General features: G+C 54.9%; 17 protein-coding genes. 3 read left to right on the top strand and 14 right to left on the bottom strand.

The genetic code is table 11. The features are described 5' to 3' along the window. Positions 1–5: 5 nt before the first annotated feature. The 8 genes from T260_RS134265 to T260_RS134300 form a co-directional block, all read right to left on the bottom strand. A complete protein-coding gene (locus tag T260_RS134265) occupies positions 6–842 on the bottom strand; it encodes a purine-nucleoside phosphorylase (protein ID WP_011231795.1) in 837 nt (278 codons plus the stop codon). Positions 843–871: 29 nt separating this feature from the next. After that, positions 872–2059, bottom strand: coding sequence for a phosphopentomutase (gene deoB / locus T260_RS134270; protein WP_020278266.1), 1188 nt, complete (start codon positions 2057–2059; stop codon positions 872–874). Positions 2060–2190: 131 nt separating this feature from the next. Beyond that, a complete protein-coding gene (xerD, locus tag T260_RS134275; protein ID WP_011231797.1) occupies positions 2191–3087 on the bottom strand; it encodes a site-specific tyrosine recombinase XerD in 897 nt (298 codons plus the stop codon). Between the two features lie 6 nt (positions 3088–3093). Continuing rightward, positions 3094–3306, bottom strand: coding sequence for a YqzK family protein (locus tag T260_RS134280; protein ID WP_011231798.1), 213 nt, complete (start codon positions 3304–3306; stop codon positions 3094–3096). A gap of 99 nt (positions 3307–3405) precedes the next feature. After that, on the bottom strand, positions 3406–3858 hold the full coding sequence (gene fur / locus T260_RS134285; protein ID WP_011231799.1) for a ferric iron uptake transcriptional regulator: 453 nt from the start codon (positions 3856–3858) through the stop codon (positions 3406–3408). 97 nt (positions 3859–3955) lie between these two features. Next, complete coding sequence (gene spoIIM / locus T260_RS134290) at positions 3956–4621, bottom strand: stage II sporulation protein M (RefSeq protein ID WP_013144830.1); 666 nt, start codon at positions 4619–4621, stop codon at positions 3956–3958. A 219-nt stretch (positions 4622–4840) separates the two neighbouring features. Further along, positions 4841–6031: an endonuclease Q family protein gene (locus tag T260_RS134295; protein ID WP_014196268.1), complete on the bottom strand. Its 1191-nt coding sequence runs from the start codon at positions 6029–6031 to the stop codon at positions 4841–4843. Further along, positions 6021–6584, bottom strand: a complete 564-nt coding sequence (locus T260_RS134300) for an NUDIX domain-containing protein (protein ID WP_014196269.1) — start codon at positions 6582–6584, stop codon at positions 6021–6023. Before T260_RS134300 ends, T260_RS134295 begins: the two co-directional genes overlap by 11 nt. A gap of 118 nt (positions 6585–6702) precedes the next feature. Between T260_RS134300 and T260_RS134305 the strand changes: the two genes are divergently transcribed. After that, entirely contained in the window at positions 6703–7623 is a 921-nt protein-coding gene (locus tag T260_RS134305; RefSeq protein WP_014196270.1) for an aldo/keto reductase, read from the top strand. 218 nt (positions 7624–7841) lie between these two features. On the opposite strand, the gene T260_RS134310 is transcribed toward T260_RS134305, so the two are convergent. From T260_RS134310 to T260_RS134325, 4 genes are all read right to left on the bottom strand, one after another. After that, positions 7842–9035 carry a CynX/NimT family MFS transporter gene (locus T260_RS134310; RefSeq protein ID WP_011231804.1) on the bottom strand — a complete coding sequence of 398 codons (1194 nt, stop codon included), beginning with the start codon at positions 9033–9035 and terminating at the stop codon, positions 7842–7844. A gap of 13 nt (positions 9036–9048) precedes the next feature. Next, positions 9049–9291, bottom strand: coding sequence for a YqkE family protein (locus tag T260_RS134315; RefSeq protein ID WP_011231805.1), 243 nt, complete (start codon positions 9289–9291; stop codon positions 9049–9051). Positions 9292–9578: 287 nt separating this feature from the next. Continuing rightward, entirely contained in the window at positions 9579–9818 is a 240-nt protein-coding gene (locus T260_RS134320) for a YqkC family protein (RefSeq protein ID WP_011231807.1), read from the bottom strand. Next, positions 9808–10152, bottom strand: a complete 345-nt coding sequence (locus T260_RS134325) for an iron-sulfur cluster biosynthesis family protein (protein ID WP_011231808.1) — start codon at positions 10150–10152, stop codon at positions 9808–9810. Before T260_RS134325 ends, T260_RS134320 begins: the two co-directional genes overlap by 11 nt. A gap of 87 nt (positions 10153–10239) precedes the next feature. On the opposite strand from T260_RS134325, the gene T260_RS0119755 reads away from it, so the two are divergent. Then, entirely contained in the window at positions 10240–10458 is a 219-nt protein-coding gene (locus T260_RS0119755) for a CDGSH iron-sulfur domain-containing protein (RefSeq protein WP_011231809.1), read from the top strand. A gap of 15 nt (positions 10459–10473) precedes the next feature. Continuing rightward, positions 10474–10671: a YqzH family protein gene (locus T260_RS134330; RefSeq protein WP_011231810.1), complete on the top strand. Its 198-nt coding sequence runs from the start codon at positions 10474–10476 to the stop codon at positions 10669–10671. A gap of 126 nt (positions 10672–10797) precedes the next feature. Here T260_RS134330 and T260_RS134335 read toward each other — a convergent pair whose 3' ends face one another. Beyond that, positions 10798–11586, bottom strand: a complete 789-nt coding sequence (locus T260_RS134335) for an SDR family NAD(P)-dependent oxidoreductase (protein ID WP_020278263.1) — start codon at positions 11584–11586, stop codon at positions 10798–10800. Beyond that, positions 11577–12548, bottom strand: coding sequence for an MBL fold metallo-hydrolase (locus T260_RS134340; RefSeq protein ID WP_011231812.1), 972 nt, complete (start codon positions 12546–12548; stop codon positions 11577–11579). Before T260_RS134340 ends, T260_RS134335 begins: the two co-directional genes overlap by 10 nt. Positions 12549–12972 lie beyond the last annotated feature (424 nt).

Below are 12972 nucleotides of genomic sequence, written 5' to 3'. Positions count from 1 at the left end.
CGCGATCACCTTTTTCGTTTTGATTTCGCCATTTCGGCGACAATCGCTTTCACAAACCGCAAAAAGTCCGTCTTCACCCGCTCGGCCGTTTCAACCACTTCGTCGTGGTGAAGCGGAGCATCCGACATCCCTGCAGCCATATTCGAAATGCACGAAATGCCGAGCACCTCAATGCCGCCGTGGCGGGCGACGATCACTTCCGGGACGGTCGACATGCCGACCGCATCGCCGCCGAGCGTACGAATCATGCGGATTTCCGCCGGCGTTTCGTACGACGGCCCCGTATTGGCGACATATACTCCTTCATGCACGCGAACGCCAAGTCTCGCCGCCGTTTCCTTGGCGAGCTCGCGCAGCCGCCGGCTGTACGCTTCCGTCATGTCCGGAAAGCGCGGACCAAGCTCCGGATCGTTCGGACCAATGAGCGGATTTGTGCCCAGCAAGTTGATATGGTCGGAAATGATCATGAAATCGCCGGGCTGGAACCGTTCGTTGATGCCGCCCGCAGCGTTTGTCACGATCAATTCGCGGACGCCAAGCGCCTTCATCACCCGGACGGGAAACGTCACTTCCTGAAGCGAATACCCTTCATAATAATGAAACCGCCCTTGCATGGCGACAACGGTCGCCCCCTCAAGCCGCCCATATACGAGCCGTCCAGCGTGTCCTTCAACGGTCGACACTGGAAATCCGGGAATATCTTCATACGGAATGCGAACCGCCTCTTCGATTTCATCAGCGAGCACGCCGAGCCCCGAGCCGAGAATGAGACCGATTTCAGGCGGAGTTGGCATCAATGGGCGCAAATGACCGGCGGTTTTTTCAATCGCTTGTCGATCCATTCTTTTCCCCCTCATCGTTCTTTATGAAGTTAGGCCAAATCAGCCAAAAAGCTTGTTCCGTACGGCGGCCGGTTGACTTGGAAGTTATCCGCAATCGTTGCGCCGACATCGGCAAACGTCTCGCGGACTGGGAGCGGCTTGCCGCCGCGAAATCGCGGGCTGTACACAAGAAGCGGCACATATTCGCGCGTATGGTCAGTTCCGTGGTGAATCGGGTCGTTGCCGTGGTCAGCGGTGATGATAAGCAAGTCGTCCGCTGTCAAGCGCGGCAACACATCGGCAAGCCGGGCGTCAAACTCTTCGAGCGCATCGCCGTAACCTTTTGGGTCGCGGCGATGGCCGTATTTAGCGTCAAAATCGACGAGATTGACGAAACTCAACCCGGTAAAGTCCATGCCGAGCGTGTCGACGAGCTTATCCATTCCGTCCATATTGGATGTCGTTCGCAACGACTGGGTAACTCCTTCATTGTCGTAAATATCGGCGATCTTCCCGATGGCAATCACTTCATAACCGGCGTCTTTCAATTCATTCATCACCGTTTTGCCAAACGGCTTAAGCGCATAGTCGTGCCGGTTGGCGGTTCGCTCAAAATGGCCGGGTTTGCCGATGAACGGTCGGGCAATGACGCGCCCGACCATATACGGCTCGTCGCGCGTCAATTCACGAGCGATTTCGCAAATGCGGTACAATTCATCAAGCGGCACAACTTGTTCATGGGCGGCGATTTGCAAGACGGAGTCGGCTGATGTATAGACGATGATCGCCCCTGTTTTCATATGCTCTTCGCCAAGCTCTTCGATGATCGCTGTTCCGCTCGCCGGTTTGTTGCCGATCACGTTCCGGCCGGTGCGCCGCTCGAGCTCAGCGATCAATTCATCTGGGAACCCGTTCGGAAAGACGCGGAACGGCTTGTCGATGCGAAGGCCCATCAGCTCCCAATGGCCTGTCATCGTATCTTTTCCAGCCGATGCTTCCTTCATTTTTGTATAGTACGCGAGCGGTCGCTCGACTTTCGGCACCCCTTTGATCTCACGAATATGGCTTAGGCCGAGCTTCGCCATGTTCGGCATATAGAGGCCGCCGCGATACTCAGCGATATGGCCGAGCGTATCCGCTCCTTTGTCGTTGTATTTCTCGGCATCCGGCGCCTCGCCGATGCCGACTGAATCCATCACAATCAAAAAAACGCGCCGGTATGTCGTTTTCACATTCATTCCCCCTGCCTGCAATGAAAAATGGAGTCTCTTTCTATCGTTCCCGTATTTTCGCGAAAACACGCCTATGGCCAATTGGTCAGAAGTCTGACAACTAAAACGACAGGCAAGCGCCTAGCATACGGCAGCTGCTAGGCGCGCGGGTGGTACTGTTTGTACACGTCTTTTAGGCGCGTTTTCGTAACATGCGTATACATTTGCGTCGTCGAAATGTCGGCATGCCCAAGCAACTCTTGCACAGCGCGCAAATCGGCTCCGTTCTCAAGCAGATGCGTCGCAAACGAATGCCGAAGCGTATGCGGCGTCAATTCTTTTTCGATGCCGGCTTCTTTCGCGAGCCGCTTTAAAATTTTCCAAAACCCTTGCCGTGTCAACCGCTGGCCATAATGGTTCAAAAACAGCGCCTCCGTTGCCCGTCGTCGCGGATTGACAAGCTGCGGGCGCCCTCGCTCCAAATAGTGGGCAAGCGCTTCAATCGCCATGCGCCCGATCGGCACGATCCGCTCTTTCCGCCCTTTTCCATAGCAGCGGACAAACCCCATCGTCAAATGCACGTCGCTTAAGTTGAGCTGCACAAGCTCACTGACGCGCATGCCGGTCGCATACAACAGCTCCAGCATCGCCTTGTCGCGCAGCCCAAACGGTGTGCTCACTTGCGGCGCTGCAAGCAGCGCCTCGACTTCCTCGACCGACAGCACTTTCGGCAGCGTCCGTTCAAACTGCGGCGTTTCGATATGGACGGTCGGGTCTTGCGCCGCGATTTTCTCCCTTAGCAAAAACTGATGAAACGAACGGATCGACGCCAAATGGCGGGCGATCGTCCGCGCCGATTGCCCTTGTTCGCTTAAAAACTTTAAAAAATGGAGAATATGGAGGCGCTCCACTTCGCCCCACGCCTGAAGCTGCTCGACTTGGCGCAAATAGCGGACGTATTTTTTCAAATCGCGTTCATATGAAACGATCGTATTGTGCGCCAAATTCCGCTCCACCGTCAAATAATGCAGAAAATCTTTCAACTCGTATTCCAACGCTCTCTACTCCCCATCGCGATAAAAAAATAACAGCCGGTCGAGCCAACTTGGCGGCGCACTCTCCGCCGCCGATACTTTGACCGCCGATCCCTTCGGCTCATCGTATCGGTGGTAATACTCGTACTCGCGGTTAAACCATACAAGACTATAATAAAATAAAATGGTGCATCCCGTAAATAAAAGAAACACTTTCACCATTTGCCAAACGGTTTTCATGGCATCCTCCCTATCAGCTGCTTGTCAGCTTGCTAGTATGAGGATATGCCATTTGTTTCGTTGTTTATACGCAAAAAACCTTTCCCGTTGGAAAAGGTTTTATTTTTCTTCATGCTTTTGCTGGCAACGGTGACAAATGCCGTGGAACGTCAAACGATGGTCTTTAATTTTAAATTTCCACTTCTCCTCAACAATCGCTTCGACATCCTCAAGCAAATCTTCTTGAATTTCCGCCACCGACCCGCATTCTAAGCAGATGAGGTGGTGATGAAAATGGGCCGCTCCTTCCTTGCGGAGGTCATAGCGCGACACCCCGTCCCCGAAATTGATTTTATCGACAATTTTCAGCTCGGTTAACAGCTCGAGCGTCCGATAAACGGTCGCCAACCCGATTTCTGGGGATTTTTCTTTCACGAGGAGGTAGACGTCTTCCGCGCTTAAATGGTCTTCTTCATGTTCAAGCAGGACTCTTACCGTCGCTTCCCGCTGCGGCGTTAACTTGTAACCCGCCGAATGCAGCTGCTTCTTGATTCGTTCCACACGATCTTCCATCTTTTCATTCCTCCCTCGCCATTCACCCATCATTATAACAAATGCACGAGGGAAGTATCAAAGTAAAATCACTATTATGAAGAAATGATAATGGTTATTATATAATATTCATTATGATTAAACTCATTGTCCATTGAACCGCCTGTTTCATCAATGCCGGCGAAAGATATGCCTCGACCGCTGAGGAAAGAAGCAGCCCAAGGGCGACAGCCGCCATCGCCGCTGCGTAGCGCATCACCATCGGAAACATCGATCCATGCGGCCGCTTCATAAACTGGTTGCGCACCATGTGCAAGGAAAACGAAATCGAAATGACGCCCATGACGATCATGAGTGGAATGGCCACCAAATTTTGCGGCATGATGGACACAAACGACAAAAGAAACCCGCGCCAACCCATTTGGTTGACTAAAAAGCCAACCGTAAAGCCGACAACGACGCCTTTGAAAAACAGCAAAACAAGAATGATCGGCAAGCCAATGACAGAAATGCCAAGCACCCACATCAGCGCGGTATATTTGACGTTGTGCATATAGCTTTGCCGGAACATATCATGGGCGCTTGCGATATTGTCTTTTGACACTTGTCCAAAAAATTGCGTCAAGTAATAGTACAAGTCTTGCTTTTGACTGAAACCGAGGCTGTTGACGACAATGGCGCCGAAAATGACGCCCATGAGAAACAGGACGATGACAAACACGTACAGCGAAGCATGTTCACGCCAATGAACAGCGATAGCCGATTTCAGCGGATGGGTTCTCATTGTGCTTCGTCCTCCTACTTTGTCTCTTAGTAGATTGTATGTCCATCCGCTTTCGGTATGACTGTTTTTCTAAAAGGCTGGTGATGTAATAAAAAAGCAGCTCAACACCGACGTGTGACCAACTCCACGGGCGGCACGCCGCCTCGGTCCATTGGCGCATGGCTGGGCCAAGCAGCACGCACGGCATGATGATGAACGGCAGGAGCGCTGCCCGAGTGGTTACCCCTCCCGCACTTTCCCGTACCTCCCACCGCCCCCGGCCTCGATATGGAGCGCACCGCTGCGGGCAAGGACGATCAGTTGGGCCAACTTTTCTCCCACCGTCTCCGCGATCTCTTCCTCCGCCGCCTCATGAAGAACGCTCATTTCCGTGCCAAAACGGGCGAGCAGCTTTTCATACGCTTTTGAACCAAGGCCGGGGATGAATTCAAGCGGCACTTGATAAATGTACGGCGGCCGTTTCGGCCCGCGTTCCGCCGTTTTCAGCTCCGCAAGCCGGTCAAACACGCCTTTCACGAAGCGATGATGGCCGCATGCCGCACAGCGGTCGACGTCCGGTGCAACCGGCGCAAGGCAGCGCTCGCACACTGTCTGGTGATATTTTCCGAGTTTGGGATTTAAACCGTAGTTGGCGACAATCGCGCGCCCGTCTTCACCGCGCAGCGCTTTTTCCAATTCAGCAAACGTCGGGGCGGCGAGCCGCACTTCTTCATATTCGCGGGCGATTTTCCGCAGCGAATGGGCATCGGAATTCGTCAAGTACGGGTAGCGATGCAATTCGGCGATCTGGTCCGCCATCGCCGTGTCGGCGCTTAACCCAAGTTCAATGGCATCAATCCAATCCGGGTCAAACACTTCTGTCAGGCTGTGCTTGACCCCTTTTCCGTACAAGCTTTTAAACGGGGTGAACGCGTGCGCGGGAATGAACCAGCCGCCCTGCTCTTTCGCGGCAGCTTGCAGCTCGCGGCCGGAGGCGTAAATGCGCTGTGAACTGAGCGACATGTTCTTTACCCGTTTGCCAAGCCAGCCGGAAAACGTGCGCATCGTCTGCACAGTCGGCAAAAAAACGAGCACGTGGATCGGTCCATGGCAATGGTCGTCATATACTTCGATTTCACTGCCTAACAAAAGCGTCACTTTCCCGGCGCTGACGCCGCCCCCCTCATGTTCGCGCCAACCGTGCTTCTCCATTGCCCGCTCGAGCTCGTCCAGCACTTCGGGCACATGGCTGTCAATGACGCCGACGAGGTCGATCCCTTTCACCTCAGCCGCCTCATGCAAGATGTTCTCAAGCGTCAACGTCCGCGCCCCAGTAATTTTCACCGGGCGGCCCGAGGCGGTGCGGCCGATGTGAATATGTAAATCAGCGTAATAACAGCCGAGGCCGCGCTCGTTTTTTTTATTCGGCATTTTGCTCCCCTAGCGCGCGGCGCAGCTGCAAATATTGCAAGGCGTATGCCGTTTTCGCATCGTAAATGTCGCGTTGTTGAAGCATCTCAAGCGCCTCCTCCAATGTAACTTCCAACAGCTCGACAAACTCATCTTCATCCAAACCGGCGCCGTCCTCCGCTTTTTCCAGCCCCTCGGCGACATACAAATGGATGAGTTCATCGGCAAACCCTGGGGATGTATAAAAGGAAATGAGATGGCGCATCGATTGGGCGCGGTAGCCGGTTTCTTCTTCGAGCTCGCGGTGTGCGGAAGCGAGCGGCTCTTCCCCATGTTCTAGCTTGCCCGCCGGAATCTCGACTAATGCGCGCTCCAGCGCTTTTCGGTACTGGCGGACAAGAACGATTTTCCCGTCCGGCAACAGCGGCAGCACCGCCACCGCCCCCGGATGTTTGATCACCTCGCGCTGGCTCGTTTTCCCATTTGGCAGCTCGACTTCCTCGATATACAAGTCAATGATGCGGCCGCTGAACAATTTCTCTTTGCGGACGGTTTTTTCATACAACTTCTCCATTCTTCTTCTCCCCTATCGATTGATGGACTCTTTTCCATTGTACTACATGTTTGGCCATTTTTTCGCTTCCGTTGTACAATGAACATATCATCATCGATCGCGAAAGGGGGCGCAAAAGATGAACAAACGCCGCATCGGCACATCAGACTTATACGTCAGCGAAATTGGACTCGGCTGCATGTCGCTCGGCACTGATGAAAACCATGCCATCTATCTCATCCATGAAGCATTGGAGCGCGGCATCAACTACTTGGATACAGCCGATTTATACGACCGCGGCTTAAACGAGGAATTTGTCGGCAAAGCGGTGAAAGGAAAACGCGACCAAGTCATCATCGCGACAAAAGTCGGCAACCGTTGGCGCCGAGACGGAAGCGGCTGGGACTGGGATCCGTCAAAAGCCTATATCAAACAAGCGGTCAAAGAGAGCCTGCGCCGCCTGCAAACGGACTACATTGACTTATACCAGCTCCACGGCGGCACGATCGACGACCCGATCGATGAGACGATTGAAGCGTTCGAAGAGCTGAAGCAAGAAGGCGTCATCCGTTGGTACGGCATCTCCTCGATCCGCCCAAACGTCATTCGCGAATATGTGAAGCGCTCGAACATCGTCAGCGTCATGATGCAATACAGCTTGCTTGACCGGCGGCCGGAAGAATGGTTCCCGCTTCTTCGCGAACATCACATCAGCGTGATCGCCCGCGGTCCGGTCGCTAGAGGCTTGCTCACGAGCCGCCCGCTTGAACAAGCGAGCAGCGCGGTGAAAGAACACGGCTACCTCGATTATTCCTACAAAGAACTGCAGGCGCTCATCCCGAAGCTGAAGGAAAAAACGGCCGGGCGCCGTTCATTGACCGCGACCGCGCTGCAATTTTGCCTGTATGACCCGGTCGTTGCTGCCGTCATTCCGGGCGCAAGCCGGCTTCGGCAGCTTGAAGAAAACATCGCCGCCGCTTCCGCCCCGCCGCTTGATGCCGACGAATACGAATGGCTGAAACAAACGACAAAACGCTCGGTGTATGAGGCGCACCGATAAGCGCAGGAATCGCCATCGTGCTTCATTCCGACGCCTATGGCCAGCAACAACCGCAGGCCGCAGCCTCTATTCCCTGCCTATGTGTGTCACTGAACTTGCCGGCGGCCATGGCGCTGACAAGAGGCAAAACGAAAAAACAAACCAAAAGAGCCCAACGGCTGCCAATGTCCGTTACGGGCTCTTTTTTCCAAATGGGCCGGTCACTTCACAAAAACCGATCAATCCTCTTCCACATACTGATTCCTCGCTGCCCCTAAGCCGAACGCCATCATGGCCGCACAGACGGCCAACAACATGCCAAGCGGGGCGGTAAACCGTCTGGCCGCATCGTACAATACGCCAAACAGAGGCGGTCCGGCAGCAGCCAGCAAGTAGCCGACCGATTGGGCCATGGCCGACAGCTGGGCGGCTTCCAGCGGACGGCGCGTGCGCAAAGTAAACAGCATCATCGCCAGCGAAAACGCCATGCCGGCGCCGATGCCGGCGAAAAGCGCCCCAACCCAAAGCAGCCAACCTTGGCCAGCCAAAAAGGCGATCGTTCCAAAAGCCATGAGCAACACCGCCGAGCCGATCAGCACTTTTTGATTGTCCATCCGCTCCGCGAGCATCGGAGAGACGAACATCATCGGCAACTGGGCAAACTGGAAGAAAAAGAGCAGCCATCCGGCTGTATCGGCCGCCAAGCCCTTGCTTTGGCCAAGCTCCGGCAGCCACGTGACGATGCAATAAAAGAACAAGGATTGCAGCCCCATAAACAGCGTCACTTGCCAGGCAAGCGCCGATCGCCAAAGCGAAGAGCGCCGGCTTCCCGCCGGGACGCCGCTTGACTTCTGGCGCCAAGCTTGCGGCAGCCAAACGACAAGCGACAACGCGGCAACCAGCGCCCAAAAGCGAAACGCCCCTTGCCAGCCGATCCCCCACCCGTCGGCAAGCGGAACGGCGAACCCGGAAGCGAAGGCGGCGCTCATGTTCATCGTTACGGTATAAACGCCCATCATCAAGCCGACCCGTTCAGAAAACGTGTCTTTGATCAGCGCCGGCATGAGAACGTTGTCGACCGCGATGGCGGCTCCAATCAGCGCCGTGCCGAGAAATAGGGAAAACTCTCCCGAAAGCGGGCGAATGAGTTCGCCGGCAAGCAAAACAACAAGCGAACCGAACAGCGTCCGCTCTATTCCGAACCGCCGGGCGAACGCGGCCGCCACAGGAGCCAAGAAGGCAAACGCCAAAAGCGGAATCGTCGTCAACGCCCCAGCGGCTGCGTGGGAGAGGCCAAGCTCCCGCTGCAATTCAGGAACAAGCGGCCCGACCATTGTGAGCGGTGCGCGCAAGTTGGCGGCCAAGATCACGACCGCAGCCACCATGAACACAGACGCGGACGCCATACCCGCTGTCATCATTTTTTGTTTCATCTGAACGTTCCCCCTATTTAAACTTCCGCCAATCGAGTTCACTTTCTTCCAGCAGCTCGGCAAATGATTTCTGTTCCTCACGGCGGCGCTCTTCCTCGCGACGCCGCGCCTCTTCCGCCGCTAGACGCCGCTGTTCTTCCTCGGCAAGCGCCCGCTTTTTCGCGAGCAGTTTCGCTTCCGTCTCGGCACCGAGCCGGTCGGCAAGCGTCACTGCCTGCGTCTCTTGTTCTTTTTTCCGCGCAACCCGGTTCTTCATGATTTCCGCCCCCTTTGCATAACGACCGTTCGTTTGTCAAACGATACAACTAAACGATAAGAAAAAGGAGAGATGTATGGATGGAGAAAAACCGCGCCCAAAAAGGGAAACCGTCCGCCGATACGGTGAAGCCGGTGATCGCAAAAGAAGAATTGGAAAAAGCAATCCACCCGACTAAGCGGCAAAACAGTCCGCAATAACATTGGAAAGCGCCGTTCGGCGCAAAACGCGGCTTCTAACTATGGAAAGGGGCGCCCCCGGCCGAAAATGGCTTAGGGGCGGCCCCTTTACAACACCTCGGTGATGTGCGGCATATGTTCGCCAAGCCAGGCGATCGCCTCCTCCAGCGTCGGAAACTCTTTCATTTCAAACGTCATTTCGTTTTGCAGCAGCCAGACGTCTTTCGCCTCATGATACGGGCCGGCGACCGACCAATGAAGCAAGCTGTACGGATCGTTTTCATGGGTGAACGACACCCATGTTTTTTGCTTCGCCGCCTTTGCGAGCTGCTCTAGCTTACCGTTCATGGCCAGATTTCACCTCAACAAACGGCATATGACCATTCAACGTTTGCCCTGGGCTTTTGAGCTGAAAAACGGTCGTTCCCGGCTTGACGTCAATCGTCATCGTTTCATCAAAAAAGATGAGACGCGACCGTTCCACGAGCACCGGCGCAAAATTCGTCTCGACGACGACATCATCTTCATCGGCTTTGTCGACAAGCCATAGCGCCGGCACGCCGTCGACCAAACAGCCGCAGCCGTCAGTGTCAAACATCAACTTTAACTGCCGTCCGGATTCCGCTACAATAGAGGCAAGCGCCCGTTTGGCTGCATCCGTAAACGTGATGTACAGACTCATAGCTGGCTCCTTTTCCCTTTGATTTCCTTTATTTATTTTACCTGTCAACATGAGAAACTGTCAAAACAAAGCAAGGAGGAAAAAGCGATGGCAAAAGTGCAAATCAAAGTGAACGACAACGGCTCGCTGCGCGTCACCGGCGATGTTGAACTGCTCGATGGAGAAGGAAAGCCGTTTGTGACCAAACAAACGTTTTCGCTCTGCCGTTGCGGGCTGTCGAACAACAAACCGTTTTGCGACGGTTCGCACAAAGGCCGCTTCCAATCCGTTGTCCGCGCCCCTTTGCCGGAAACGGATAAACAATAAGGCGGTGAGAAGCCGATGGACGAACGATGGCTGCAAAAACAAGTGCGCAACTGCCTGCGGCATTATGGCTATGATGATGACATGATGCCGCTTGGCGAAGACGACTGGCGCGAGCTTTGCACCCGCATTGCCGCCGCCAAAGAGAGGCAGCCAAACGCGGACATCTATGAACTTGTCCATGACGCCGTCTACCGGTTCATCACCAGCGCTTGACCCGGCTCGTGTCAAACGAACACGGGGTTGGCCCCAAAGGCCATCTTTCTTCAAGAAGAGGAAAGGCGTTTCGCGCGTCTAGACGATGATCAGAAAGGGTGCCCCTTATATTTGGGACACCCTCGCTTACTTTTGGAAAAACGCCCGCTTTGCCACCTTTTCCACAAGACCCGGAGCGAGCCGGTACAGCCGGCTGCCGAGATCCATCCAACGCGGCATGTTCACTTCGCGCGTTGGCGTCATCATCGCGGCAACAACGCGCTTCGCCACCGCCTCCGGCCTTAACATCCAACGCGAGACATTGCGCACATACTCTCCCGATTCATCAGCGGCCGAAAAAAAGTTCGTCTCCACCGGCCCCGGATTGACGGCCGTGACAAAAATGCCAAAGCGCCCCGCCTCGAGGCGGAGGCTGTCGGTAAAGCCAACGACCGCGTGTTTCGTCGCGGAATAGACGCTCGACTTCGGCGTCGCGATTTTGCCGGCTTGCGACGCAATGTTGATAATATGACCGCTTCCTCTCTCTTTCATATGCGAATACACCGCCTTCGTACAGGCGATGAGGCCGAAGACGTTGACGGCAAACATCCTCTCCATTTCATCCAAGTCGATGTCCTCGACATAGCGAAAGACGCCAAACCCGGCGTTGTTGACCAACACATCGATCGCGCCAAGATCCGCAATGAGCTGGGAAACAACCGCCTCGATCATGCCGCGGTCGCTGACATCAAGCGATGCATACGGGGCGCGAATACCGGTTTGCGCTTCGATCCGCGCGCTCGCTTCTTTCAGCCTTTCTTCACTGCGCGCCAAGAGCACCGGCACCGCCCCTTGGCGCGCCGCTTCATAGGCGATTTGCTCGCCAATTCCTCCCGACGCTCCGGTAATGACGACATGGCGCCCCTTCAGCCGCACACCGACACCCCCACCGCTTCGTAGACGTATCGGCCGGCTTCTTGCTTTTTCGTCACATACCCGTTCGCCTCGAGATAATCAAGCTGGCCGATCGTCTCTGACATCGTCAGCATGAGCTGGCGTTCGTAAGCGGTCGGGAACAGCTTTTGACAAACGTCAAACACCGTATGCGGGCGTTCTTTCACCATTTCGAGCACCCGCTCGGCGCGCTGGCGTTGCTTACCCAGCCGCTCGCGAACGAGCGCCGGAATATCGGTCGCATCGTCGCCATGGCCGTTTAGCGAGCGAACGATATCGTATTGCAGCATTTTTTGCAGCGACTCGTTGTACTGCAACAACGGTTTCGGCCGTCCCGTCTCCCCTTCCGCCGGCGGCTCCATCATTGGATTCGGGGAAATATGAACAAGCAAATGATCGCCGCCGATCAGCAATCCGTCCGCCTCGCGGTAGAGGGCGATATGGCTTTGCGCATGCCCCGGCGTTTCGATGACCTGCCACCCGGGCATCCCCGGCACCGCGTCCCCTTCCGTCACCATGATGTCAAGCCCGCGCCGGCTTGCGTAGCGAAGCGATCCGCCTTCTTTGGACAGCTGACTGAACAAACGGCGGTCGACGCCGCATTCCGTAAAAAATTCCTGAAAAAATTGGACGTACCGCTCCATAAACGAACGTTCGCGGCGCAAAAACGGATCCGCTTTCGGATGGCCGATGATCGGCGCATGCGGAAAATAATCAAGCAAGCCGACATGATCCGGATGATGGTGAGTAATGACGATTTGTTCAATATCCTCTGGCGCATAACCGACCTCGCCAAGCTGCTTCACAAACAGCTGCCATGCTTCCTCTGTTTTCACTCCGGCATCGACCAGCGTCAACCGATCGCCGGCGATCACGTACATATGCACATCGCCGACCGGAAACGGCGTCGGCACCGTGATCCGATACACTCGTTCCTCGTTCATTGCGTTCCCTTCTTTCCTCAAGTTCATGAACCATCCCGTTCGAACCGTTTCATCAGTCAAAATGAATAGTTATTCATTATATTTTATTTTACAGTTTACACCGATTTCATCCATTTGTCATGCCTTTTTCTTCCGCACGACGAAATTGCAAAAAAATTCGCTCTCCTCTCTTGACAACAGCGCCTGTCCCGCGGCATAATGACTAATAACATCACGGATACGGCAAACCGGCGATGAACAGGGCCAGTAAACCGCAAACGGCACCAGAGAGCGAAGCCCGCGGCTGGAAGGCTTTGCGGCCCTCTTTGCGGTTGAACCTACCCTAGGAGCTGTTAGGCCAACCTAAACGCCTCCCCGGCGTTATCGGGGCAGAGTCGGGCCTGTTTGGCGCTTGGGCCAAATCGGGCCAAAAAAGGTGGTACCG

This window comes from Geobacillus thermopakistaniensis (assembly GCF_000498995.1).
GTDB classification, from domain to species: domain Bacteria; phylum Bacillota; class Bacilli; order Bacillales; family Anoxybacillaceae; genus Geobacillus; species Geobacillus thermoleovorans.
This window is presented reverse-complemented; position numbering and strand designations above follow the sequence as displayed.